Raw genomic sequence first — 22,794 nt, 5'->3', positions numbered from 1 at the left:
GCTAGTTTGTAGGGTGGCGGGGAGGTCGGATCCACGCGCACGTGCGGTACTCGGGAGGAATGCCATGAAGGCCCAGGACGGGATGTACATCGACGGCGCATGGCGGCCCGCCGTCGGAACCGGCCGGATCGAGGTCGTCAACCCCGCCGACGGAGAGGTCATCGCCCAGGTCCCGGCCGGCAACGAAGAGGACGTGGACGCGGCCGTACGCGCCGCCCGTGCGGCCCTGCCCGGCTGGGCGGCCACGCCGCCGGCCGAGCGGGCCGCCCTGATCGGCGCACTCCGCGACGCGCTGCAAGCCCGCAAGGGCGAGTTGACGCAGACCGTCACCGCCGAGCTCGGCGCCCCGCTCGGCTTCGCCAAGGCGGTCCACGTCGGCTCGTCCATCGCCGTCGTCTCCTCCTACATCGAACTCGCCGCCTCGTACGCCTTCGAGGAGCGCATCGGGAACTCCACCGTCCTGATGGAGCCGGTCGGTGTGGTCGGGGCCATCACGCCCTGGAACTACCCGCTCTACCAAATCGTTGCAAAGGTGGCACCCGCTCTCGCCGCCGGCTGCACCCTCGTCCTCAAGCCGGCGGAGGACACCCCGCTGACCGCACAGCTCTTCGCCGAAGCCGTGCATGAGGCGGGGATCCCGGCCGGGGTCTTCAACCTGGTGACCGGCACCGGCCCGGTCGCGGGCCAGGCCCTGGCCGCCCACGAGGGAGTCGACTTCGTCTCCTTCACCGGCTCGACCGCCGTCGGCAAGCAGGTCGGAGCCACCGCCGGCGCGGCCGTCAAGCGCGTCGCCCTCGAACTGGGCGGCAAGTCGGCGAACGTCATCCTGCCCGGCGCCGACCTGCCCAAGGCCGTCGCCGCGGGCGTCGGCCACGTCATGAACAACACCGGCCAGAGCTGCAACGCGCTCACCCGGATGCTCGTCCACCGGGACCAGTACGAGGAGGCCGTCGCGCTGGCGGTCGCCGCCGTCGCCGACCACCCCGTCGGCGACCCCCGCACGGCGGGCACCCGCGTCGGCCCCGTCGTCAACGCCAAGCAGCACGAGCGCGTCCGCGGCTTCATCGCCAAGGGCGTGGAGGAGGGCGCGCGCCTGGTCGCCGGCGGGCCGGACGCGCCGTACGAGCACGGGTACTTCGTCGCTCCGACCGTGTTCGCCGACGTGACCCCCGACATGACCATCGCGCAGGAGGAGATCTTCGGCCCGGTGCTGTCGATCCTCGCCTACGAGGACGAGGAGGAGGCCCTGCGCATCGCCAACGGCACCGTCTACGGCCTGGGCGGCGCCGTCTGGGCCGCGGACGAGGAGACGGCCGCGGCCTTCGCGCGCCGCATGGACACCGGGCAGGTGGACATCAACGGCGGCCGCTACAACATCCTCGCGCCCTTCGGCGGCCACAAGCAGTCGGGCGTCGGCCGCGAGCTGGGTCCCCACGGCCTGGCGGAGTACCTCCAGACAAAGTCCCTGCAGTTCTGAACACGCCGAACACGCCGAACCAGACGAACAAGCCGAAGCCGCCCCAGCACCGGAAAGTCGAGACGACGCCCATGGTCCGCGCCGCCATCCTGCCCGCCGTCGGAGCACCGCTGGAGATAAGGGAGATCGTGCTGCCCGATCCCGGCCCCGGGCAGGTCCGCGTCAGGCTGGCCGCGGCCGGCGTCTGCCACTCGGACCTCTCCCTCACCAACGGCACCATGCGGGTCCCCGTGCCCGCCGTCCTCGGCCACGAGGGCGCCGGCACGGTCCTCGCCGTCGGTGAAGGCGTCACCCACGTCGCCCCCGGCGACGGCGTGGTGCTCAACTGGGCCCCGTCCTGCGGGAAGTGCCACCACTGCACCATCGGCGAGGTCTGGCTCTGCGCGACGGCGCTCGCCGGGGTCGGTGACATCTACGCACACGACACGCAGGGCACGGCACTGCACCCCGGGCTGAACGTGGCCGCCTTCGCCGAGGAGACCGTCGTCGCGGCCAACTGCGTGCTGCCCGCACCCGCCGGGATCCCGCTCACCGAGGCCGCCCTGCTCGGCTGCGCCGTCCTCACCGGCTACGGGGCCGTCCACCACAGCGCCCAGGTCCGCCCGGGCGAGTCGGTGGCCGTCTTCGGAGTCGGCGGGGTCGGCCTGGCCGCGCTCCAGGCCGCCCGGATCGCGCAGGCGGGCCCGGTCGTCGCCGTCGACGTCTCGCCGGCCAAGGAGGAACTGGCGCGGGCCGCCGGGGCCACCGATTTCGTGCTCGCCTCGGACACCACCGCCCGGCAGATCCGTGCGCTGACCGGCGGGCAGGGCGCGGACGTCGCCGTCGAGTGCGTGGGCCGCGCCGACACCATCCGCGGCGCCTGGGAGTCGACCCGCCGCGGCGGCCGCACCACGGTCGTCGGCATCGGCGGCAAGGAGCAGCAGGTCACCTTCCACGCCCTGGAGATCTTCCACTTCGCCCGCACCCTCACGGGCTGCGTCTACGGCAACAGCGACCCCGCCCGCGACCTGCCGGTGATCGCCGAACACGTCCGCACGGGCCGCCTCGACCTGGGCGCCCTCGTCACCGACCGCATCACCCTCGACGGCATCCCGGCCGCGTTCGACGCCATGCTGGCAGGCCAGGGCGGCCGCTCCCTCGTCGTCTTCTAGGGGAGCCCTGTCGCTCGGGCCGGGTCATGCCGGGCTCCGGGCCGGGTCATGCCGGGCTGGGGCCGGATGAACCGGCCGCGCCGGCAGGCCGGCCCGGCCGGCTCAGGCGCCCCGGTTCGCGTGCGTCAGAGCTTCGTACTGCAGGGCCAGGCCGTCCAGCAGCGCCTCCAGGCCCGTCTCGAACGCGCCCTCGTCCACCTCGCGCTGCCGCTCCGCCAGCAGGTGGGCCTGGCCCAGGTGCGGGTAGTCCGCCGGGTCGTACGCCGCTCGGTCGTCGACGAAACCCCGGGCGAAGGAAGCCACCGCCGAGCCCAGGATGAAGTACCGCATCAGCGCACCGATCCGGGTCGCCTGCGCCGCCGGCCACCCGGCCTGCGTCATCGCGCCGAACACCGCGTCCGCCAGCCGGAGCCCGGCCGGGCGTCGCCCGGGACCGCGGGCCAGCACGGGCACGATGTTGGGATGGTCCGCGAGGGCGTCCCGGTACGAGTGCGCCCACGCGTGCAGGGACGCCCGCCAGTCCTGCCCGCCGTCGAACATCGACAAGTCGACTCGCGAGCTCACCGCGTCCGCCACCGCGTCCAGGATCTCGTCCTTGGTGCGGAAGTGGTTGTAGAGCGAGGGCCCGCTGACGCCGAGCGCGGCCGCCAGCCGCCGGGTCGACACCGCCTCCAGCCCCTCCGCGTCGACGAGCGCCCCGGCCGCCTCGACGATCCGGTCCCGGCTGAGAAGGGGCTTGCGCGGTCTGGCCATGCGCCACATAGTAGGGCCTGCCCCTGAAAAACTACCGGTGCTAGTTAAAGCAGCGCCGGCCGCCCCCGCCACACTCCACCCGCCCACGCCACGCACCACCGCCAGAGGAGGTTCCGGTGAATCTTGAGCTGAGCGAGGAGCAGAGCGCCGTACGCCGGCTCGCCCGCGAGTTCGCCGAGCGCGAGATCGTCCCGAACGCCGCCGAGTGGGACCGCGCCGAGAGCGTGGACCGGGCCGTGGTGAAGAAGCTGGGCGCGCTCGGTTTCCTCGGCCTGACCGTCCCCGAGGAGTACGGCGGTTCCGGCGGCGACCACCTCGCCTACGTCCTGGTCACCGAGGAGCTCGGCCGCGCCGACTCCGCCGTGCGCGGGATCGTCTCGGTCTCCCTCGGCCTGGTCGCGAAGACGATCGCCGCCTGGGGGACCGAGGAGCACAAGCGCGCCTGGCTGCCGCGCCTGTGCTCCGGCGACGCGCTCGGCTGCTTCGGGCTGACCGAGCCCGGCACCGGCTCCGACGCCGCGAACCTCACCACCCGCGCCGTGCGCGAGGGGGACTCGTACGTCCTCCACGGGAACAAGATGTTCATCAGCAACGGCACCTGGGCCGACGTCGTGCTGCTCTTCGCCCGCACCGGCGAGGAACCGGGCGAACCGGCCCACCGCGGGATCTCCGCCTTCCTCGTCCCCGCCGACGCCCCCGGCCTGACGCGCCGCGAGGTCCACGGCAAGCTCGGCCTGCGCGGCCAGGCCACCGCCGAACTCGCCCTCGACGGGGTCCGCGTGCCCGCCTCCGCGATGCTCGGCCCGGAGGGCAAGGGCTTCTCGGTGGCGATGTCCGCGCTCGCCAAGGGCCGCATGTCGGTCGCTGCCGGCTGCGTCGGGATCGCACAGGCCGCCCTGGACGCGGCCGTCTCGTACGCCGCCCACCGCGAGCAGTTCGGCAAGCCCATCGCCCACCACCAGCTGGTCCAGGAACTCATCGCCGACATCTCGGTCGACGTGGACGCGGCCCGGATGCTGACCTGGCGCGTCGCGGACCTCATCGACCGCGGGCGGCCCTTCGCCACCGAGTCCTCCACCGCCAAGCTCTTCGCCTCCGAGGCCGCAGTGCGCGCCGCCGGCAACGCCCTCCAGGTGCACGGCGGCTACGGATACATCGACGAGTACCCGACCGGGAAGCTGCTGCGCGACGCCCGCGTGGCGACCCTGTACGAGGGCACCAGCCAGATCCAGAAACTCCTCATCGGCCGTGCCCTCACCGGGGTTTCGGCCTTCTAGAGCGCCCCGGTGCCCGGCGCCCCGGTGCCCGGCGCCCCGGTGCCCGGCGCCTCACGGGTTGAGTACCCGTATGAGTACGCGTGCGCATGCGCTCCGCCCCGCCGCGGCCCGATGCTCGACGCATGAACGAGACACCGGTCAAGCAGCAGAGCACGGGGGCGTACTACGGACAGGCCGTCGCCTCCTTCGCCATCGCCCTCATCGCCGTGGCCGTGGGGATCTACCGCCTGGACGCCGACGGCTGGGTCCGCGCCTTCCTCGGGATCGCGGTCCTCTACCTCACCACCTCCGCCTTCACCCTCGCCAAGGTGATCCGCGACCGCCAGGAGGTCACGCAGATCGTCAGCCGAGTGGATCAGGCCAGAATGGAGAAGATCATGGCCGAGTACGATCCGTTCGCGCCGAAGTAGCCCCCGTGGCCGAAGCGACCGGCCCGAGAATGCTAAGCGCTTGCTCACCCGCCCTGTAGGGTGTTCACTCCCGAATGGTGAAGAGGTGAGTGGGCGATGGACAGCGCGGAGGACACGGCCGAGGGCTACCGACCGTGGTCCGAGGTCACCCCGGACGCCGCACGGCGGCTGCTCGTCGCCGCCGTCGACGCCTTCGCCGAGCGCGGCTACCACGCCACCACCACCCGCGACATCGCGGGCCGCGCCGGCATGAGCCCGGCCGCGCTCTACATCCACTACAAGACCAAGGAAGAGCTGCTCCACCGGATCAGTCGCATCGGGCACGACAAGGCCCTCGACATCCTTACCACCGCCGCCGACGGCCCCGGCTGCGCCGCCGAGCGCCTCGACGCCGCCGTGCGGTCCTTCGTACGGTGGCACGCCGCGCACCACACCACCGCGCGCGTGGTCCAGTACGAGCTCGACGCCCTCGCCCCGGAGCACCGCTCCGAGATCGTGGCGCTGCGCCGGCAGAGCGACGCCGCCGTCCGCCGCATCCTCGCCGACGGGGTCGCGGCGGGGGAGTTCGACGTCCCCGACGTGCCGGGCACCACCCTCGCCGTCCTGTCGCTGTGCATCGACGTGGCCCGCTGGTTCAGCGCGGCCGGACAGCGCACGCCCGACGAGGTCGGCGCGCTCTACGCCGACCTCGTACTGCGCATGGTGGGGGCGCGGCCGCGCCCTCAGAAGTAGTAGCGGGACACCGACTCCGCCACGCACACCGGCTTCTCGCCGCCCTCGCGTTCCACCGTCACCGTGGCCGTGACCTGTACGCCGCCACCCGCCTCCGCGACCTCCGTGATCACGGCGGTGGCGCGCAGCCGCGAACCGACCGGCACCGTCGCCGGGAAACGGACCTTGTTCGTCCCGTAGTTGAGGCCCATCCGCATGCCCTCGACCCGCATGACCTGCGGCACCAGGCTGGGCAGCAGCGACAGGGTCAGGTAGCCGTGCGCGATGGTGGAGCCGAAGGGGCCCGTCGCGGCGCGCTCCGGGTCCACGTGGATCCACTGGTGGTCGCCGGTGGCGTCCGCGAAGAGGTCGATCCGCTTCTGGTCCACCTCCAGCCACCCGCTCGGACCGAGCGGTTCGCCGATCCCGGCGTGCAGTTCCTCGGCGGACGTGAAGACCCTCGGCTCGGCCATGCCTGTTCCTGTCTCTCGCGGACCACTGACTCACGGACGAATAAGCGCTTGCTCAGCATGCTGGGACCGTATGTGTATGTCAACGGACCTCCGGCTACCCTCGGCCGGGTGCCGCAGATTCCCGAGAAGGTCCACGAGCTCACCGTCGGCCAGCTGTCCGCCCGTAGTGGCGCCGCCGTATCGGCGCTCCACTTCTACGAGGCCAAGGGCCTGATCCACAGCCGCCGCACGGCCGGCAACCAGCGCCGCTACACCCGTGACGCGCTGCGCCGGGTGGCCTTCGTACGCGCGGCCCAGCGGGTGGGCATCCCGCTCGCCAGCATCCGTGAGGCACTGGCCCGGCTCCCCGAGGAGCGCACCCCCAACCGGGAGGACTGGGCCCGCCTGTCCGAGGCCTGGCGCACCGAGCTCGACGAACGGATCAGCCGGCTCGCCCGGCTGCGCGACCACTTGACGGACTGCATCGGCTGCGGCTGCCTCTCGATGGAGACCTGCGCCCTGTCCAACCCCGACGACGTCTTCGGCGAACGGCTCACCGGCTCGCGCCTCTGACCCGCCCACCGGCCTCACCCCTGCCGCAGCAGCAGTTCCCCGGCCGCCGTGACCAGTTCGGCGTTCGAGCGCGCCGGCCGGCCGTCCGGCAGGTGCAGCACGTCCCCCACGCCGGTCCGCGCGGCCGCGCCGCACCGGCCGGCCAGGCGTAGCGCCGGCCAGGAGGCCCCGTCGCACCCGAACAGCAGCACCGCCTCCGGCGCCAGCCCGCGCAGACCGGCCGGCAGGGCCGGCCCTGCCCCGGCCGCCCGTACGTCCGGCGGCTCCTCGGCGACCTCCGCCGCCACCCGGACCCGGCCGACGCCGCCCGGGCCCCCGCCGAGTCCGCGCCCCTGCTCCCGTACCAGCCAGGCCCGCAGCCGCTCCAGCGCCTGCGGCCCGGCCGCGCCCCCGAGCGCGACCACCGCGTCCACCGCGACGCCCCGCTCCAGCAGGGCCCGCGCGAGCTCGGCCGCCCCCGGCTCCGCGAAGCGCACCACCGCCCGGTCCGGCAGTACCGTCCACGCCCGGACCCGCGCCAGCCGCTCCGCCGGATCCGGCTCGGCCCCGATGCTCGCCGGCACCGTCAGCGGTACGCCCACCCCCGCGCCCCGCAGCACCTCCAGCACCGGCCCGACCACCCGGGGCGAGAGGCTCTCCCGCCCGCACGGGGCCCGCGGGTGCACCAGCACCTCACCCGCCCCGGCGGCGACGGCCCGCACCGCCGACCGAGCAAGATCCTCCGGCGACACGGGCACGGCCGGCCCGTCGGCCGCACTGCGCGAACCGTTCAGCGAGACCACCGCCAACAGGCCCGCACCGCTCACGCCGCGCCCGCCGAGGGGAAGTCCGCCAGCGCCGGTCTCGGCACCACGATCCCGCAGCCCGCGCACACCGGCCCGTCCCACGCCAGCGCCCCCGCCCAGGGGCCCACCGGAGCCACCTCCGGCCACCGCAGCTCGGTGTCCCCGCAGACCGGGCACGCCGTCCCCGGCTCCGACTCCAGCGCCCGGACCAGGCGCCGCAGCACCTCGCCCAGCGCCCCCTCCGGCCGCACCCCCGGGTCCGCGCAGCGCACCACCGCGTCCCCGCTGCCGCCCCACGCCCACTCCGGCCGGCGCAGCCCGTGGTGCTTCTCCCGCCGGCGCCGTTCCGCGAACTGGCGCTCGTACTCCAGCCAGACCGTCCGCGCGTCCTCCAGCTCCTCCAGCGCGGCGACCAGCCGCAGCGGGTCGGCCCCCCGGTCCTCGGGGCCGATCCCGTGCCGGTCGCACAGGTGCCACCACGTGGCCCGGTGCCCGTAGGGCGCGAACCGTTCCAGGCAGCGGCGCAGCGAGTGGCGCCGCAGAGCCCGGTCATTGCGCGCGTCGCGCACCTGATAGGCCAGACTCCGGAATCCCGCCATCACACCATCACCTCCGCCGATGTGCCCAACATGCCCGCTCGGGTGCGGGCGCATGCGGGGGCGGACGAGGCGTGCCGGTGGCACATGGCCGGAACTCAGCGCCCCATGCGCCCCGCGGACACCACCACCCGGGCCAGTTCCTCGTGGCAGATGTCGCTGTGCGCCCCCGAGGGGGCGCCGCCGCGCCGCACCACGGAGCCCGCGTCCACGCTGACGCAACCGGCCGCGGGCACCCCGTCGCGCAGGGCGGTGTCCAGGCTCAGCCGCGGCGCTCCCGGCACCGCCCGGACCCCGTCGTGCCCGATCGCGCCCCACCGTTCGTCGAAGCCGAGCAGACCGGCCGAATCACCTGCCATGCGGGACGCCAGCGGGTAGAAGACCTTGAGGGCGGAGTCGTGCGGGGAGTGGCAGGCCACCACCGGCCCGTCGACCCTACGGTCGAGGCCGCGCAGGGCCCCGCCGCGGTCCTTGTCGTGCGGCAGCCGGTCGGCGAAGGCGTAGTGGGAGAAGGCTCCCTGGAGCAGGGTCACGGACTTCACGTACCGGGCTCCGTCCGGCACCGCGCGCAGCGAGAAGGACACCACCCGCGCCCCGAAGCTGTGGCCGATCAGATGGAACCGCATCGCCGGACGGCCCGCCGCCAGCTCCGCCAGTACCGGGCCCAGCCCCCGCTCGCCGACCACACCCGCCCGCTTCTTCATCTTGTAGTACGTCGCCTGTCGGAGCAGTTCCTTGGCGCCGCCCCACAGGCCGCAGGGGCCCTCGCCGACCGTGAGCCGGGGCCCCTCGGCGCCGGCGGCCACGCTCCCGGTCCCGGTCCCGGTCCCGGCCCCGGCCCCGGTCCCGGCCCCGGCCCCGGTCCCGGCCCGGGCCCCGGCCCTCGCCAGGGCGAGGGAGAGGACCCGGCAGACCTCCAGCACGTCGTCCGCGAAGATCGCGGGGACCGCCGGCGCGGCCGGCGCGTGCACCGAGTCGACCCCGGCCAGCTCCCGTACGAGCGCACCGAACTCGATGAAGGCGGCCGCCGACTCCGGCTGCTCCGCCAGCAGTTCGGCAAGCCGGTCCAGCTCCGCGCGCCGGCCCGGCCAGACCCCTTCGAGCGCCTGCCGGGTGAGGGGGTCGAGGGCGCAGCCGTAGCCCGGTTCCGCGAGGGCGCCGGGCGCCTCGAAGTCGGGTATCGGCTCGTCGGAAAACCGCATCGAAGGCCACACGACACCCACGTACCCCAGCCGCACCCCCGGCCCCACCAGCGCGGGGAAGGGTGCGAAGAACCGGTCGTAGAGCCGGACCGCCGTGGACCGGTCGCTGTTCCAGCCGTGCGCGAAGACGAGCACGTCCGTGGCCTCCATCCGGGCCACCGCCCCCTGCGTGGCACGGTCCACGTCCCCTTCGGAGTCGAAGGTGAGCTCCGTGTACGGCCCCACCCCGATCCCGGACCCGGTCGCGAACCCGATCCCCTTCCCGTTCCCGACCCCATTCCCGTTCCCGACCCCGTTCCCGCTTCCGGTCCCCGTCCTGGAGCCGAATCCGCCAACGACGTCCGCCATGAGGTCCCCCTTCACGCCGTGCCTCCGGTGCGGCCAGCATCCTGCTGCGGCGCCCGCCCGGCCAGCCCCCCGGCGCGACCGCCTCAGGCGTAGAGCAGGTACTGCGCGCGCACCGCCTCGAAGCGCGCCAGCCCCGCCGCCCAGTCGCCCGCGACCTCCTCCACCCCGGCGCCGGCGTCCACCAGCGTGCGCACCCGGTCCGAGCCGGTCAGCCGGTCGATCCAGTGGTCCGCGCGCCACCCGAAGCCGCTCCACGCCCGGCGCGCGGTGACCAGCAGTCCGATGCCGGCCCGCACCGGGTCGAAGGCCTCCCGGTCGTGCACGATCAGCCGGACCCCGCCGCACACCTTCCCCACGTGCTTGGAGAAGGTGGGAGTGAAGTACGCCTCCCGGAACCACACCCCGGGCAGCCCCAGCCCGTTCGCCGCCTCCGCCCAGCGCCGGTCGATCCCCTCCGCGCCCAGCACCTCGAAGGGCGTGGTCGTCCCGCGCCCCTCGGAGAGATTCGTCCCCTCGAACAGGCAGGTGCCGGCGTACGCGAGGGCCGTGTCGGGCGTCGGCATGTTCGGGCTCGGCGGCACCCACGGCAGCCCGGTCTCCCCGAAGAACGACCCGCGCCGCCATCCGGACATCGCCACCGTGGTCAGCCGGACCGGCGCGGCGCCCAGGAACTCGCCGTTGAAGAGCCGTGCCAGCTCGGCCGCCGTCATCCCGTGCGCGAGCGCGATCGGCTCCCGGCCCACGAAGCTCGCGTACGGCCGCTCCAGCACCGGCCCCGCGGCCCGCCGGCCGCCCACCGGATTCGGCCGGTCCAGGACCACCACCGCCTTGCCGGCGAGGGCGGCCGCGCGCATGCAGTCGTAGAGCGTCCAGATGTAGGTGTAGAAGCGCGCCCCGACGTCCTGGATGTCGAAGACGACGGTGTCGATCCCGGCCGCCGTGAACACGTCGGCGAGCCGCTGCCCGTTCCTGTCGTACGTGTCGTACACGGGCAGCCCGGTCGCCGGGTCCCGCGAGGCCCCCTCGGAGTCGCCCGCCTGCGCCGTCCCGCGGAACCCGTGCTCGGGCCCGAACACCGCGACGAGGTCGACCCGTTCGTCCGCGTGCAGCACGTCCACCAGGTGGCGGGCGTCGGAGGCGATCCCGGTGGGGTTGGTGACCACCCCCACCTTCTGCCCGGCCAGGACGGCGTACCCGTCCGCCGCCAGCCGCTCGAAGCCGGTACGCACCCGGCCCGCCGCCGGTGTCGCGCCGCCCCCGGCAGTCCCGGCAGTCCCGGCGGTCCCGCCGGTCCCGGCAGCTCCGGCGGTACCCGCCGCGCCCAAGGCGCCCCCCGCGCCCACCGCGCCGATCGATCCCACGGCCCCCGCAAGCCCCAGCACCCCGCGTCGCGACAACGTCATCCCGACACGCTAAGCACCGCACCCCTTCCGCCCCGACATACCGACTGGTTAGTCTGCCCAGATCCGCAACCGGCCGTACGAGAGGTGTGATCCCGTGAGCGCGTACCAGGACCAGCGAGTCGTCGTCACCGGCGCGGGCGGCGGCATCGGCGCCACCCTCGCCCACCGCTTCGCGGCCGAGGGCGCCACGGTCGTGGTCAACGACCTCGACCCCGCCAGGGCCGCCGCGGTCGCGGGCGAGATCGGAGCCCGGGCGATCCCGCTGCCGGGCGACGCCTCCCGGATCGTGGCCGAGGCCCGCGAGGCCCTCGGCGGAACGGTCGACGTCTACTGCGCCAACGCCGGACTCGCCTCGGGCGGTGACGCCGGCGCCGAGGAGGCCGTCTGGGAAGCGGCCTGGGACGTCAACGTCATGGCCCATGTCCGCGCCGCCCGGCTGCTGCTGCCCGACTGGCTGGAGCGGGGGAGCGGCCGCTTCGTGTCCACCGTCTCGGCCGCCGGTCTGCTGACCATGATCGGAGCGGCCCCGTACAGTGTCACCAAGCACGGTGCGCTCGCCTTCGCCGAATGGCTGTCACTGACCTACCGGCACCGCGGTGTCCAGGTCCACGCCATCTGCCCGCAAGGAGTGCGCACCGACATGCTGACCGCCGCGGGCTCGGCGGGCGAACTCGTCCTCGCGCCGACCGCGATCGAGCCGGAAGCGGTCGCGGACGCGCTGTTCGACGGCATGGAGAAGGGCCGCTTCTTGATCCTCCCGCACCCCGAGGTCGCCGACTACTACGCGGTCCGCGCCACCGAACCGGACCGCTGGCTGAGCGCCATGAACCACCTCCAGCAGACATGGGAGACCCGGTGACCTCCACCTACGCCGCCCAGCCATGGCTCGGCCTGCTCTCACCGGCCCAGCGGGCGCCCGTCGCGCCGCCGCCCACCGTCCTGCACGCCTTCCGCGAAGCCGCCGCCCGAGCCCCCGAACGCACCGCGCTCGCCTACTTCGACGGCCGGATCGGCTACGCCGAGGCCGACGCGCTCTCCGACTCCGTCGCCGGCCACCTCGCGGCGCGCGGCGTCCGGCGCGGCGACCGGGTCGCGGTCATGCTCCAGAACACCCCGCACTTCGTGCTCTCCGTCCTCGGCGCCTGGAAGGCCGGGGCCGTCGTCGTCCCCCTGAACCCCATGTACAAGGCGGGCGAGGTCGGCCACGTCCTGCGCGACTCCGGGGCCGCCGCACTCGTGTGCGACGACGGCGCGTGGACGGCGTACCTGAGGGAGGCCGTGCGGGGCAGCGCCGTGCGGAGCGTCCTGACCGCCTCGGACCGCGACTTCCAGACGCGTGACGACCCGCGGCTCTTCGCACCGCGGCCCCAGGACCCCGCCCCGGTCCGGCCCTCCGTACCGCACCAGCAGGCCGGGTCCGCGGACCACACCGCCGCCGGTCCCGCCGGCCCGCACGCCGCCGACCCGCACACCGCCGACCTCGCGTCCGTGGCCCGCCGGGGCCACCGCGCCCCGGACGGCCCGGAGCCCACCGCCGACGACACCGCCCTCATCAGCTACACCTCCGGCACCAGCGGTACCCCCAAGGGCGCGATGAACCCGCACGGGGCGCTCACCTACAACGCCGTACGGCAGGTCACCTCCCACCCCATTGCCGAGGGCGCCGGCTACTTCGCCCTCGCGCCCCTCTTCCACATCACCGGCATGGTCTGCGAGCTCGCCGCGTGCTTCGTCAACGCCGGCACCCTCGTCATCGCCCACCGCTTCGACGCCGGCGCCGTCCTCGACGCCTTCCTGGAACACCGCCCCGCCTACACCGTCGGCCCGGCCACCGCCTTCATGGCGCTCGCCGCCCACCCCGCCGTCACCCCCGACCACTTCGCCTCCTTCCAGGTGATCTCCTCCGGCGGCGCCCCGCTCCCGCCCGCGCTCGTCGAGCGCCTGCGAGCGGCCTTCGGCTTCTACCTGCGCAACGGCTACGGCCTCACGGAGTGCACCGCCCCCTGCGCCACCGTGCCCGTGCACCTCGAAGCCCCCGTCGACCCCGCCTCCGGAACCCTGTCCGTGGGCCTGCCCGGCGCCGACACGGTCGTCCGCATCCTCGACGAGGACGGGGCCGAACTCCCCATCGGCCGGACCGGCGAGATCGCCGTCCGCGGCCCCCAGGTCGTGCCCGGCTACTGGGGCCTGCCCGCCGAGACCGCCGAGGCCTTCCCGGACGGCGAACTGCGCACGGGGGACGTCGGCTTCATGGACCCCGACGGCTGGCTCTACGTGGTCGACCGCAAGAAGGACATGATCAACGCCTCCGGCTTCAAGGTCTGGCCGCGCGAGGTCGAGGACGTGCTCTACACCCACCCCGCCGTCCGCGAGGCCGCGGTGGTCGGCGTCCCCGACCCGTACCGCGGAGAGAGCGTCAAGGCGTACGTGAGCCTGCGCCCCGGCACCGCGGCCCGGCCCGAGGAACTCTCCGCGTACTGCGCCGAGCGCCTCGCCGCGTACAAATACCCGCGCCGGGTCGAGATCCTGCCTGTCCTTCCGAAGACGACCAGTGGCAAGATCCTGCGACGGGAACTGCGCGACCGCGGCTGAAAACAGTCGGACGGTCGTACAGCTGGTCGCAGCGACCAGGCAGAACGAGAAGAGGAAGGTCAGCACCATGGCGGCCAGGACCACGGAACCCGCAGGCACGCACGAGGCCCCGGTACCGCAGCGGCTGCTGGCCGTCGCCACCCGGCTGTTCGCCGAGCGCGGCTACGACCGCACGTCCGTCCAGGAGATCGTCGAGGCGGCCGGGGTCACCAAGGGCGCGCTCTACCACTACTTCGGTTCCAAGGACGACCTGCTGCACGAGGTGTACGCGCGGATGCTGCGCCTGCAGCAGCAGCGCCTCGACGCGGTGGCCTCCTCCGACGCCCCCGTCGAGGAGCGGCTGCGGGCGGCGGCCGCCGACGTGGTCGTCACCACCATCGAGAACCTCGACGACGCCATGATCTTCTTCCGGTCGATGCACCAGCTCAGCCCGGAGAAGTTCAAGCAGGTACGGGCGGAGCGCCGGCGCTACCACGAGCGCTTCCGGGCGCTGATCGAGGAGGGGCAGCGGGCCGGCGTGTTCTCCACCGCCACCCCCGCCGACCTGGTGGTGGACTACCACTTCGGGTCCGTGCACCACCTGTCCACCTGGTACCGGACCGACGGCCCGCTCACACCGCAGCAGGTCGCCGACCACCTCGCGGACCTGCTGCTGCGGGCCCTGCGGCCCTGACCGCGGCCGGGTCCAGCGAGGGGTAGTCGGTGTAGCCCTCCGGCCCCTGGACGTACATCAGGAACTCCGGCCGCACCTCGTTGAGCGGAGCGCCCGTGCGCAGCCGCTCCACGAGGTCGGGGTTGGCGAGGAAGCCGCGGCCCAGCGCGATCAGGTCGGCGCCGGCGGCCAGCAGGCGTTCGCCGCGCCGCGCGCCCCCGTCGGCCGCCACCTCCTCGCGGGAGAGCGCCGGGTTGGCGATCAGCGTGCCGGGCCAGGCCCTGCGGATCTCCCCGAAGAGCGGCAGGTCCGGATCGGCGTACACCTGGTGCAGGTAGACCGGCCCGAGCTGCGCCAGCGCCGGGATCAGCGCCCGGTAGAGCGCCTCCGTGTCGCCCTCCTCGATGGCGTTGACGTCCAGCCCGGGGGAGATCCGGACGCCGACGCGCTCCGCTCCGACGGCCTCGATCACCGCCCGCACCACCTCGACGGTGAAGCGGATGCGCCCCTCGACGGACCCGCCCCAGCCGTCGGTGCGGCGGTTGGTGTTCCCTGCGAGGAACTGGTGGAGCAGGTGGCCGTTGGCGGAGTGCACCTCCACCCCGGCGAACCCGGCCTCCAGCGCGCCGCGCGCGGCGTCCGCGAAGTCGGCGATGGTGGACCTGACGTCCTCGTCCGTCATCTCCCGGGGCGTCACCGCGTCCCGGAGCCCGCCGGGGGTGTGCAGCGGCTCAGGGAACCGCACCGCCGACGGGGCGAGCGGCACGTGGCCGCTGGTGTCGGGGTGGCCGACCCGGCCGCCGTGCTGGAGCTGGAGGAACATCCGCCCGCCCGCCCCGTGCACGGCGTCGGTGACCCGGCGCCAGCCCGCGATCTGCGCCGGGGTGTGGATGCCGGGGATGTGGGGGTAGGTCTGGCCGACGGCGTTCGGCGTTGCCGCCTCGGCGATGATCAGACCGGCCGAGGCGCGCTGCGCGTAGTAGGCGGCCATGAGTTCGCCGGGTACGCCGTCGGCGCCGGCGCGATTGCGCGTCAGCGGGGCCATCACCAGGCGGCTGGGGAGTTCGAGGCCCCCGAGGCGGGCGGAAGAGAAGAGTCGGGATGCGGCGGTGACCCGCTGTGGCTGCGTCATGCCGGGTACCGTAAAACCTGACACTGATGTCAGATTCAAGACCTGGGGTGGACCGTGCGGATCGGGGAACTGGCGGCGCGCACCGGCGTGGGCGAGCGTTCGCTGCGCTACTACGAGGCACTGGGGCTGGTGGCCTGCGACCGTACTCCCGGCGGCCACCGGGACTTCTCCGAGCGGGCCGTTGACCGGGTCATCCGCATCCAGGAGCTCTACGCGGCCGGCCTGAACAGCGCGAAGATCGGGCAGATCCTGCCCTGCATGCGGGACGAGGACGGCGGCCCGTCGGTGCGCGCGACCCCGGCGCTGGTGGCCGAACTGGTCGGGGAGCGGGAGCGGATCGATCGGATGATCGGCGAGCTGATCCGCTCCCGCGAGGTGCTGGACGAGGTCATCGCGGCGGCGGGCCGCACCACGACGCCCTGACGGGCCTCTCTACATGTAGCGCTTCAGTTCGCGCCGGGCCAGGGACCGCTGGTGCACCTCGTCCGGTCCGTCGGCCAGCCGCAGGGTCCGTGCCGCCGCCCACAGTTCGGCCAGCGGGAAGTCCTGGCTCACCCCGCCCGCGCCGTACAGCTGCACCGCGTCGTCCAGGATCCGCACCACCGCCCGCGGAGTCGCGATCTTGATGGCTTGGATCTCGGTGTGCGCGCCCCGGTTCCCGACCGTGTCCATCAGCCAGGCCGTCTTCAGCACCAGCAGCCGCAACTGCTCCACCGTCACCCGGGCGTCCGCGATCCAGTTCTGCACGACGCCCTGCGCGGCCAGCGGCTTGCCGAAGGCCGTACGCTCCACCGCCCGCCGGCACATCAGCTCGATGGCCCGCTCCGCCATGCCGATCAGCCGCATGCAGTGGTGGATGCGGCCCGGGCCGAGCCGCGCCTGGGCGATGGCGAAGCCGCCGCCCTCCTCGCCGATCAGGTTCGCCGCGGGGACGCGGGCCCCGTCGAACACCACCTCGGCGTGGCCGCCGTGGTCGTGGTCTTCGTACCCGTACACCGTCATGGCCCGGCGCACCTCGACGCCCGGGGTGTCCCGCGGGACCAGCACCATCGACTGCTGACGGCGCGGATCGGCGCCCTCCGGGTCGGTCTTGCCCATCACGATGAAGATCGCGCAGTCCGGGTTCATGGCACCCGAGATGAACCACTTGCGGCCCGTGACCACATACTCGTCACCGGCCCGCTCGATTCGGGTCTCGATGTTCGTCGCGTCCGAGGACGCCACGTCGGGCTCCGTCATGGCGAACGCCGAGCGGATCTCGCCGTTCAGCAGCGGCTGGAGCCACTGCTTCTTCTGCTCCTCGCTCCCGAACTGCGACAGCAGCTCCATGTTCCCGGTGTCCGGGGCCGCGCAGTTCGTCGCCATGGGCGCCAGGTGCGGGCTGCGGCCGGTGATTTCCGCCAGCGGGGCGTACTGGAGGTTGGTCAGGCCCGCGCCGTACTCCGAGTCGGGCAGGAAAAGGTTCCACAGGCCCTGGCGCCGTGCCTCGGCCTTCAGTTCACCGAAGACGGCCGGGGTGTCCCACGGCGAGGCCAGCCGTGCGCGCTGCTCGGCGGCGAGGGGCTCCGCCGGAAAGACGTACTCCTCCATGAACGCGAGCAGCCGCTCGCGGAGTTCCTCGGTCCGGGCGTCGAATGCGAAGTCCATGCTGCGTTCCTCAGCCTTTCTTGCCGTTTTCGAAGGGAGGGAGGCCCTGGAGGGTGGTCAGTCCGTGCTCGATGAAGACCGGAACCAGCTCGCCGATCCGGTCGAAGCCCGCCCCGACGGTCTGCCCGAGCGTGTAGCGGTAGTGGATGCCCTCGAGGATCACCGCGAGCTTGAACCACGCGAAGGCCGTGTACCAGGCGATCGCCCCGGTGTCCCGGCCTGACCGGGCGGCGTACCGCTCGACCAGCTCGGCGGGTGACGGATGGCCGGGAGCCCCGCTCGTCGTGCTGACCGGGGACCCGGTCAGGCCCAGATCGGAGCTGTACATCACCAGCAGCCCGAGGTCGGTCAGCGGATCCCCGAGCGTGGACATCTCCCAGTCCAGCACCGCCCGGATCGTGTCGGTGCCGGACGGGGATCCGCCGATCAGCACGTTGTCGAGCCGGTAGTCGCCGTGCACCACCGTCGGCGCGGGGGAGTCGGGCAGCCTGCGGCCCAGGGCGCCGTGCAGCTCGTCGATCCCGGCGAGCTCCCGCCCCCGGGAGGCCGCGAGCTGCTTGCCCCAGCGCCGCAGCTGCCGGTCGAGGAAGCCCTCCGGCCGGCCGAAGTCGCCCAGGCCCACCGCCTCCGGGTCCACCGCGTGCAGCTCGACCAGTGTGTCCACCAATCCGAGCACCGCCCGCCGGGTGCGCTGCGGGCCGATCGCGGCGAGTTCGCCGGCCGTGCGGTACGGCACCCCGTCCACGTACTCCATGACGTAGAACGGCGCGCCGAGCACGGTCTCGTCCTCGCACAGCAGCACCGGCTCCGGCACCGGCACGGCCGTCCCGTGCAGCGCCGCGATGACCCGGTGCTCGCGGCGCATGTCGTGGGCGGTGGCCAACACGTGGCCGAGCGGCGGCCGGCGCACCACCCAGCGGGCGGACCCGTCGGTGATCTCGTACGTGAGATTCGACCGGCCGCCCTCGATCAGCCGGCCGCGCAGCGCACCGGCCACGAGTCCCGGCCGGGCCCGGTCGAGATGACCGCGCAGCCGCTCCAGGTCCAGGCCTCGGGGATCGGCCGGGGCTGAGGTCATGGTGCGCACCTCCGTGCGGAGAGTTGACGAGGGGGAAGAGCGGGCGGTGCGTCGGCGCACCCCCGCACCCAATCATGCCGACCAGTCGGTATGTAGTCCAGAGGGCGGGCCGAAAGAACACCTCCGGCCGGCCGGCCTCATGCGTGACAGAGGATCGGCGTACCGCCGTTCATCGCGGTCATGTCCCTCAGCACCGCCAGTATGTCCAGCGGCGCACCCTCCGGCTCACCGGCCAGCTCCGCGTACGCCCGGTGCACGTTCGCCACGAGGCGCTCGCTCTCCCGCCACGCGGAGAACTCGCCGAGATCGGCCTGCCGGGCCGCCTCCAGCGGGGTCAGCCCCTTGGCGTGCCCCTCCCGGGCGAGCTCGGACACGTACCGCAGGTAGCGCTCGGTGGAGTCGTAGGCCGACGGGTCGGTCAGCGGTCCGTGGCCCGGTACGACGGTCTCCGCGTCCAGTGATCGCAGCAGCTCCAGCGCCCGCAGGGAGCCGGCCAGCGAGCCCATCGCCAGGAACGGCGTGCCCCCGGCGAAGACCAGGTCCCCGGTGAAGACCACCCGCTGCGCGGGCAGCCACACGACCGAGTCGCCGGTGGTGTGCGCGACGCCCGGGTGGACGACCCGCACCTCGGTCCCGCCCACGTGCACGGTCGCCCGGTCGCCGTAGGTGAGGTCGGGCGCGGTGATGTCTATCGCCCCGAAGTCCGTCGCGGGCCAGATCATCTCCAGCTGGTGCCCGGCGGCGAGCTGCTCGGCCCGTGCGTTCTCGTGCCCGAGGATCAACGCCTCGGGGGTGAAGACGGAGTTGCCGTAGGTGTGGTCGCCGTGGTGGTGGGTGTTGACCACGGTCCGGGGGAGCGGGACCCCGGCCGCCACGACCGCCTCGCGCAGTGCCAGCGCCCGCCGCTCGGTGGCGGCGGTGTCCACGAGCAGGGTCCGGCCGCCGTCGCTCACGAAGCCGGCGTTGTTCAGGCACCAGCCGCCGTCCGGCTGGACGTAGGCGTACACCCCCGGCGCGGGCTGGAGCAGGTACGGGTCATCGACGGACATCTGCGCTCTCCCCGGGTCGCTTTGACAGGCGGTCAGCATCCTGTCAGCCGTCGCCGCGGCGGGGGAGGGCGGGTCGCCGCTCGCGGCCGGGGAAGCCCCGGTCGGGAGCCGCCCGGTCAGGGGCGGCCCCGGTCAGTGGTCGTCGTAGTGCCCGTCGTGCTCGGCGTGCCGGTGACCGTCGTGCAGGTAGTCGACGTGGTCGCCGTGCCGGACCGTGTCGTGCCCGCAGTCCGCGCCGTGCGCGTGGGGGTGGCCCTTGTGGGCGGTGTGCCCGGCCGGCTCGCACTCGTCCCAGTGCCCCGAGTGCTCCCGGTGCAGGTGGCCGTCGTGCGCGTAGTCGACGTGGTCGCCGTGCGGGACTGCCTGGTGGCCGCAGTCCGCGCCGTGGGCGTGCTGGTGCGTGGGGTGTTCGTGGTGGAGGGTCGTCATGGTGCCGAGACTAGTGCGAATGGTCGGCTATTGCCCGTTGTGTCCCGATCGGTGAAGGGAAGTGGGATGATCCGGCGAGCGGCTCAGAGGATGACCGCCATCGCGAACACCGCCAGCGCCACCGTGCACGCCACCACGGCCAACGCCGACCGGGGCGCCAGCCCCCGCGGCCGGCCCGTGGCCAGCGCCCGGATCCTGCGGTGCGCCACCCACAGGAACACCAGCCAGATCAGCACGATCACCGCCGCCCCGGCCACCTCCGTCGACGAGCCGGACCCGTGCAGCGCCTGCCGCAGCGCCAGCACCGCCACCACCGAGGACGCCAGCGTCGTACGCCGCCAGGCGAGCCGGGTCCGCTCGGGCTGCAGCCCGGCGTCGCGGTCCGTGCCCGGCACGTTCACCGCCCCGACGTCCAGCCCAGCAGCACGACCACCACCATCGCCACCGCGACCAGCCCCACGCCCAGGCTCAGCACCACCGGGAACCGCGACAGCGGCAGGTCCTCGTGCCGCCGCATCGCCCGCTCGCAGCGCACCCAGTGGTTCACCGCGCGCAGCGCGCAGGCGGCGCCGACCGCGAGCAGCGTGAAGGCCATCCCGACCCGCACCCCCCACCGCAGGTCGGGCAGGAACTGGTCGACGGCGAAACCGCCGCCGACCAGGGCCAGCGCGGTCCGGATCCAGGCGAGGAACGTACGCTCGTTGGCCAGCGAGAATCGGTAGTCGGGGGTCTCGCCCTCGTCCTTCAGCCGCGACGGCGCGAACCACAGGCGTACGTCCTTGACGAAGTCGATCACCCGGTCAATCTACTGGCGGGAGCCACGACGCGCGCACAGCCGCCGGTAGGCCTCCAGCCCGTCCGGCACCCAGGGCCACTCCCCGTCGGCGACCCGCCGGTCCAGTTCGTCCCGCGTGAGGAAGGTGTGCCAGTCCACCTCCGAGACCTGCGGGGCCACCGGCAGGTCGCACCGCACCTCGTGCACGTACGACCACCAGGCCCCGCCCGGGCCCTCGTACAGGAACTTGAACAGCGGCTCCGGCTGCGCCAGCCCCCGCACCCCCAGCTCCTCCTCGGCCTCCCGCAGCGCGGCCTCCCCGTAGCTCTCGCCGGCGCCCAGCACCCCGCCCACGAACATGTCGTAGTGCGAGGGGAAGACGAGCTTCGAAGCGGTGCGCCGGTGCACGAAGATCCGCTCCTGCGCGTCCGTGGCCAGCACGAACACACAGCGGTGGATCAGCCCGCGGGCGTACACCTCGCCCCGCGGGGCCTGACCGGTGACCCGGTCCTCCCGGTCCACCACGTCCAGTACTTCATCAGCGGCACTCACAGGTTCATCCAATCACCGCTGTTGACTGGTTACCGCTCCGTAGCAAAGGATCTGCCCCACCATCGACGGAGGACGGGTATCCGCATGACGTACGACGCAGACGTGATCGTGATCGGAGCCGGGCTCGCGGGCCTCGTGGCCACCGCCGAGCTCGTCGACGCGGGCCGCAAGGTCATCCTGCTCGACCAGGAGCCGGAACAGTCCATCGGCGGCCAGGCGCACTGGTCCTTCGGCGGCCTGTTCTTCGTGGACTCGCCCGAGCAGCGCCGGATGCGGATCAAGGACAGCCACGCCCTCGCCCTCCAGGACTGGCTGGGCACCGCCGGGTTCGACCGCGAGGAGGACGCCTGGCCGCGCCGCTGGGCCCAGGCCTACGTCGACTTCGCGGCCGGTGAGAAGCGCCCCTGGCTGCACCGGCAGGGCGTCCGCTTCTTCCCCGTCGTCGGCTGGGCGGAGCGCGGCGGCTACGACGCCAACGGACACGGGAACTCCGTCCCCCGCTTCCACATCACCTGGGGGACCGGCCCCGGCCTGGTGGAGCCCTTCGAGCGGCGGGTCCGGGAAGGCGTGGCCCGCGGCCTGGTCCGCCTGGCGTTCCGCCACCGGGTGACCGGACTGTCCGCCACCGCCGGCGCCGTGGACACCGTGACCGGCGAGATCCTGGAGCCCTCCGACGCCGTACGGGGCACCGCCAGCGGCCGCGAGGCCACCGGGTCCTTCTCCCTGCGGGCCCAGGCCGTGATCGTCACCAGCGGCGGCATCGGCGGCAACCACGACCTCGTGCGCGCGCAGTGGCCCGCCCGGCTCGGCACCCCGCCGCGGCGGATGCTCTCCGGGGTCCCCGCACACGTCGACGGCCTGATGCTGGGCATCGCGGAGGCGGCGGGCGCCAGCCACATCAACAAGGACCGGATGTGGCACTACACCGAGGGCATCCAGAACTGGGACCCGATCTGGGCCAAGCACGGCATCCGCATCCTCCCCGGCCCGTCCCCGCTCTGGCTGGACGCCACGGGCAAGCGGCTGCCCGTACCGCTCTTCCCCGGCTTCGACACCCTCGGCACGCTCGACCACATCATGAAGACCGGCCACGACCACACCTGGTTCGTGCTCAACCAGCGCATCATCGGCAAGGAGTTCGCCCTCTCCGGCTCCGAACAGAACCCCGACCTCACCGGCAAGTCGGTGCGCGACGTCATCACCCGGGCCCGCCAGGCCGTACCCGGCCCGGTCAGGGCCTTCATGGAGCACGGCGCCGACTTCGTCGTCGAACGCGACCTCTCCGCCCTCGTGCGCGGCATGAACGCCGTCACCAAGGAGGACCTCCTCGACGAGGCCGCCGTCCGGCGCGAGATCGTGGCCCGCGACCGCGAGATCGCCAACCCCTTCACCAAGGACCTCCAGGTCACCGCCATCCACGGCGCCCGCAGGTACCTGGGCGACAAGCTGATCCGCACCACCGCCCCGCACCGCATCCTCGACCCCGGGGCCGGCCCGCTGATCGCCGTACGGCTCTCGATCCTGACCCGCAAGTCCCTCGGCGGCCTGGAGACCGACCTCTCCTCCCGGGTCCTGACCGGGACGGGCGAACCGCTGCCGGGCGTCTACGCCGCGGGCGAGGCGGCCGGATTCGGCGGCGGCGGGGTCCACGGCTACCGGGCCCTGGAGGGCACCTTCCTCGGCGGGTGCATCTTCTCGGGCCGCGCGGCGGGCCGGGCCGCGGCCCAGGCGGTCGGCTGAGCCCGGCCCT

25 protein-coding genes are annotated in these 22,794 nt (G+C 73.6%); 11 read left to right on the top strand and 14 right to left on the bottom strand.

The window, feature by feature from the left end:
- Positions 1-64 precede the first annotated feature (64 nt).
- Both ACZ3X1_RS22180 and ACZ3X1_RS22175 read left to right on the top strand, forming a co-directional pair.
- Positions 65-1,477, top strand: a complete 1,413-nt coding sequence (locus ACZ3X1_RS22180) for an aldehyde dehydrogenase family protein (RefSeq protein ID WP_467280695.1) — start codon at positions 65-67, stop codon at positions 1,475-1,477.
- 71 nt (positions 1,478-1,548) lie between these two features.
- Positions 1,549-2,628: a Zn-dependent alcohol dehydrogenase gene (locus ACZ3X1_RS22175; RefSeq protein WP_467280694.1), complete on the top strand. Its 1,080-nt coding sequence runs from the start codon at positions 1,549-1,551 to the stop codon at positions 2,626-2,628.
- A gap of 102 nt (positions 2,629-2,730) precedes the next feature.
- On the opposite strand, the gene ACZ3X1_RS22170 is transcribed toward ACZ3X1_RS22175, so the two are convergent.
- Positions 2,731-3,381, bottom strand: coding sequence for a TetR/AcrR family transcriptional regulator (locus ACZ3X1_RS22170; RefSeq protein ID WP_467280693.1), 651 nt, complete (start codon positions 3,379-3,381; stop codon positions 2,731-2,733).
- A gap of 116 nt (positions 3,382-3,497) precedes the next feature.
- On the opposite strand from ACZ3X1_RS22170, the gene ACZ3X1_RS22165 reads away from it, so the two are divergent.
- From ACZ3X1_RS22165 to ACZ3X1_RS22155, 3 genes are all read left to right on the top strand, one after another.
- A complete protein-coding gene (locus ACZ3X1_RS22165; protein ID WP_467280692.1) occupies positions 3,498-4,658 on the top strand; it encodes an acyl-CoA dehydrogenase family protein in 1,161 nt (386 codons plus the stop codon).
- A 122-nt stretch (positions 4,659-4,780) separates the two neighbouring features.
- Complete coding sequence (locus ACZ3X1_RS22160) at positions 4,781-5,068, top strand: YiaA/YiaB family inner membrane protein (RefSeq protein ID WP_356810840.1); 288 nt, start codon at positions 4,781-4,783, stop codon at positions 5,066-5,068.
- Between the two features lie 96 nt (positions 5,069-5,164).
- Positions 5,165-5,800 (top strand): TetR/AcrR family transcriptional regulator, encoded by a 636-nt coding sequence (locus tag ACZ3X1_RS22155; RefSeq protein ID WP_356810841.1) that lies wholly within the window; start codon positions 5,165-5,167, stop codon positions 5,798-5,800.
- On the opposite strand, the gene ACZ3X1_RS22150 is transcribed toward ACZ3X1_RS22155, so the two are convergent.
- Positions 5,791-6,252 (bottom strand): MaoC family dehydratase, encoded by a 462-nt coding sequence (locus ACZ3X1_RS22150; RefSeq protein ID WP_030901938.1) that lies wholly within the window; start codon positions 6,250-6,252, stop codon positions 5,791-5,793. The two genes, ACZ3X1_RS22155 and ACZ3X1_RS22150, sit on opposite strands and share 10 nt — an antisense overlap.
- A gap of 108 nt (positions 6,253-6,360) precedes the next feature.
- Here ACZ3X1_RS22150 and soxR point away from each other — a divergent pair, with 108 nt between their 5' ends.
- Complete coding sequence (soxR, locus tag ACZ3X1_RS22145; RefSeq protein WP_390079177.1) at positions 6,361-6,804, top strand: redox-sensitive transcriptional activator SoxR; 444 nt, start codon at positions 6,361-6,363, stop codon at positions 6,802-6,804.
- Between the two features lie 14 nt (positions 6,805-6,818).
- Here soxR and ACZ3X1_RS22140 read toward each other — a convergent pair whose 3' ends face one another.
- The 4 genes from ACZ3X1_RS22140 to ACZ3X1_RS22125 form a co-directional block, all read right to left on the bottom strand.
- Positions 6,819-7,610, bottom strand: coding sequence for a 3-keto-5-aminohexanoate cleavage protein (locus ACZ3X1_RS22140; RefSeq protein ID WP_467280691.1), 792 nt, complete (start codon positions 7,608-7,610; stop codon positions 6,819-6,821).
- Positions 7,607-8,188: a hypothetical protein gene (locus ACZ3X1_RS22135; protein ID WP_356810844.1), complete on the bottom strand. Its 582-nt coding sequence runs from the start codon at positions 8,186-8,188 to the stop codon at positions 7,607-7,609. The genes ACZ3X1_RS22140 and ACZ3X1_RS22135 overlap by 4 nt, the downstream gene beginning before the upstream one ends.
- 95 nt (positions 8,189-8,283) lie before the next feature.
- Entirely contained in the window at positions 8,284-9,612 is a 1,329-nt protein-coding gene (locus ACZ3X1_RS22130; RefSeq protein ID WP_467280690.1) for a serine-threonine protein kinase, read from the bottom strand.
- Between the two features lie 206 nt (positions 9,613-9,818).
- The gene (locus ACZ3X1_RS22125) at positions 9,819-11,138 is read right to left on the bottom strand and encodes an exo-beta-N-acetylmuramidase NamZ family protein (RefSeq protein WP_467280689.1); all 1,320 of its coding nucleotides are present in this window, start codon (positions 11,136-11,138) and stop codon (positions 9,819-9,821) included.
- A gap of 94 nt (positions 11,139-11,232) precedes the next feature.
- Here ACZ3X1_RS22125 and ACZ3X1_RS22120 point away from each other — a divergent pair, with 94 nt between their 5' ends.
- The 3 genes from ACZ3X1_RS22120 to ACZ3X1_RS22110 all read left to right on the top strand — a co-directional run bounded on the left by ACZ3X1_RS22120 (position 11,233) and on the right by ACZ3X1_RS22110 (position 14,403).
- Positions 11,233-11,997, top strand: coding sequence for an SDR family oxidoreductase (locus ACZ3X1_RS22120; RefSeq protein WP_467280688.1), 765 nt, complete (start codon positions 11,233-11,235; stop codon positions 11,995-11,997).
- The gene (locus tag ACZ3X1_RS22115; protein WP_467280687.1) at positions 11,982-13,730 is read left to right on the top strand and encodes an AMP-binding protein; all 1,749 of its coding nucleotides are present in this window, start codon (positions 11,982-11,984) and stop codon (positions 13,728-13,730) included. Before ACZ3X1_RS22120 ends, ACZ3X1_RS22115 begins: the two co-directional genes overlap by 16 nt.
- 67 nt (positions 13,731-13,797) lie before the next feature.
- Positions 13,798-14,403, top strand: coding sequence for a TetR/AcrR family transcriptional regulator (locus ACZ3X1_RS22110; RefSeq protein ID WP_356810849.1), 606 nt, complete (start codon positions 13,798-13,800; stop codon positions 14,401-14,403).
- Here the strand turns inward: ACZ3X1_RS22110 and ACZ3X1_RS22105 are convergent.
- Positions 14,342-15,514 carry an alkene reductase gene (locus ACZ3X1_RS22105; protein ID WP_467280686.1) on the bottom strand — a complete coding sequence of 391 codons (1,173 nt, stop codon included), beginning with the start codon at positions 15,512-15,514 and terminating at the stop codon, positions 14,342-14,344. The two genes, ACZ3X1_RS22110 and ACZ3X1_RS22105, sit on opposite strands and share 62 nt — an antisense overlap.
- 54 nt (positions 15,515-15,568) lie before the next feature.
- On the opposite strand from ACZ3X1_RS22105, the gene ACZ3X1_RS22100 reads away from it, so the two are divergent.
- Complete coding sequence (locus ACZ3X1_RS22100; RefSeq protein WP_467280685.1) at positions 15,569-15,937, top strand: MerR family transcriptional regulator; 369 nt, start codon at positions 15,569-15,571, stop codon at positions 15,935-15,937.
- Positions 15,938-15,946: 9 nt separating this feature from the next.
- Here the strand turns inward: ACZ3X1_RS22100 and ACZ3X1_RS22095 are convergent, their stop codons facing one another.
- The 7 genes from ACZ3X1_RS22095 to ACZ3X1_RS22065 all read right to left on the bottom strand — a co-directional run bounded on the left by ACZ3X1_RS22095 (position 15,947) and on the right by ACZ3X1_RS22065 (position 21,044).
- Entirely contained in the window at positions 15,947-17,161 is a 1,215-nt protein-coding gene (locus ACZ3X1_RS22095; protein ID WP_356810851.1) for an acyl-CoA dehydrogenase family protein, read from the bottom strand.
- 10 nt (positions 17,162-17,171) lie between these two features.
- Positions 17,172-18,239, bottom strand: a complete 1,068-nt coding sequence (locus ACZ3X1_RS22090) for a phosphotransferase family protein (RefSeq protein ID WP_356810852.1) — start codon at positions 18,237-18,239, stop codon at positions 17,172-17,174.
- 137 nt (positions 18,240-18,376) lie between these two features.
- Positions 18,377-19,288 (bottom strand): MBL fold metallo-hydrolase, encoded by a 912-nt coding sequence (locus ACZ3X1_RS22085; RefSeq protein WP_467280684.1) that lies wholly within the window; start codon positions 19,286-19,288, stop codon positions 18,377-18,379.
- 132 nt (positions 19,289-19,420) lie between these two features.
- Positions 19,421-19,717 (bottom strand): hypothetical protein, encoded by a 297-nt coding sequence (locus tag ACZ3X1_RS22080; protein WP_467280683.1) that lies wholly within the window; start codon positions 19,715-19,717, stop codon positions 19,421-19,423.
- A gap of 83 nt (positions 19,718-19,800) precedes the next feature.
- A complete protein-coding gene (locus tag ACZ3X1_RS22075) occupies positions 19,801-20,112 on the bottom strand; it encodes a DUF202 domain-containing protein (RefSeq protein ID WP_467280682.1) in 312 nt (103 codons plus the stop codon).
- Between the two features lie 2 nt (positions 20,113-20,114).
- Positions 20,115-20,513 (bottom strand): YidH family protein, encoded by a 399-nt coding sequence (locus ACZ3X1_RS22070; RefSeq protein WP_356810856.1) that lies wholly within the window; start codon positions 20,511-20,513, stop codon positions 20,115-20,117.
- Positions 20,514-20,522: 9 nt separating this feature from the next.
- Positions 20,523-21,044, bottom strand: coding sequence for an NUDIX domain-containing protein (locus ACZ3X1_RS22065; RefSeq protein ID WP_356810857.1), 522 nt, complete (start codon positions 21,042-21,044; stop codon positions 20,523-20,525).
- Between the two features lie 84 nt (positions 21,045-21,128).
- Between ACZ3X1_RS22065 and ACZ3X1_RS22060 the strand changes: the two genes are divergently transcribed.
- Positions 21,129-22,784 (top strand): FAD-binding dehydrogenase, encoded by a 1,656-nt coding sequence (locus ACZ3X1_RS22060; RefSeq protein ID WP_356810858.1) that lies wholly within the window; start codon positions 21,129-21,131, stop codon positions 22,782-22,784.
- Positions 22,785-22,794 lie beyond the last annotated feature (10 nt).

The sequence above is a fragment of the Streptomyces sp. NPDC023541 genome (assembly GCF_055559995.1).
Note: the sequence above shows the minus strand (reverse complement) of the source record. Positions and strands in the feature narration are given on the sequence as shown.

Coding starts and splice junctions, on each gene's coding strand:
- ACZ3X1_RS22180 (WP_467280695.1), top strand. CDS start 65: ATGAAGGCCCAGGACGGGATGTACATCGACGGCGCATGGCGGCCCGCC.
- ACZ3X1_RS22175 (WP_467280694.1), top strand. CDS start 1,549: ATGGTCCGCGCCGCCATCCTGCCCGCCGTCGGAGCACCGCTGGAGATA.
- ACZ3X1_RS22170 (WP_467280693.1), bottom strand. CDS start 3,381: ATGGCCAGACCGCGCAAGCCCCTTCTCAGCCGGGACCGGATCGTCGAG.
- ACZ3X1_RS22160 (WP_356810840.1), top strand. CDS start 4,781: ATGAACGAGACACCGGTCAAGCAGCAGAGCACGGGGGCGTACTACGGA.
- ACZ3X1_RS22155 (WP_356810841.1), top strand. CDS start 5,165: ATGGACAGCGCGGAGGACACGGCCGAGGGCTACCGACCGTGGTCCGAG.
- ACZ3X1_RS22150 (WP_030901938.1), bottom strand. CDS start 6,252: ATGGCCGAGCCGAGGGTCTTCACGTCCGCCGAGGAACTGCACGCCGGG.
- ACZ3X1_RS22135 (WP_356810844.1), bottom strand. CDS start 8,188: ATGGCGGGATTCCGGAGTCTGGCCTATCAGGTGCGCGACGCGCGCAAT.
- ACZ3X1_RS22125 (WP_467280689.1), bottom strand. CDS start 11,138: ATGACGTTGTCGCGACGCGGGGTGCTGGGGCTTGCGGGGGCCGTGGGA.
- ACZ3X1_RS22115 (WP_467280687.1), top strand. CDS start 11,982: ATGGGAGACCCGGTGACCTCCACCTACGCCGCCCAGCCATGGCTCGGC.
- ACZ3X1_RS22110 (WP_356810849.1), top strand. CDS start 13,798: ATGGCGGCCAGGACCACGGAACCCGCAGGCACGCACGAGGCCCCGGTA.
- ACZ3X1_RS22105 (WP_467280686.1), bottom strand. CDS start 15,514: ATGACGCAGCCACAGCGGGTCACCGCCGCATCCCGACTCTTCTCTTCC.
- ACZ3X1_RS22095 (WP_356810851.1), bottom strand. CDS start 17,161: ATGGACTTCGCATTCGACGCCCGGACCGAGGAACTCCGCGAGCGGCTG.
- ACZ3X1_RS22090 (WP_356810852.1), bottom strand. CDS start 18,239: ATGACCTCAGCCCCGGCCGATCCCCGAGGCCTGGACCTGGAGCGGCTG.
- ACZ3X1_RS22085 (WP_467280684.1), bottom strand. CDS start 19,288: ATGTCCGTCGATGACCCGTACCTGCTCCAGCCCGCGCCGGGGGTGTAC.
- ACZ3X1_RS22080 (WP_467280683.1), bottom strand. CDS start 19,717: ATGACGACCCTCCACCACGAACACCCCACGCACCAGCACGCCCACGGC.
- ACZ3X1_RS22060 (WP_356810858.1), top strand. CDS start 21,129: ATGACGTACGACGCAGACGTGATCGTGATCGGAGCCGGGCTCGCGGGC.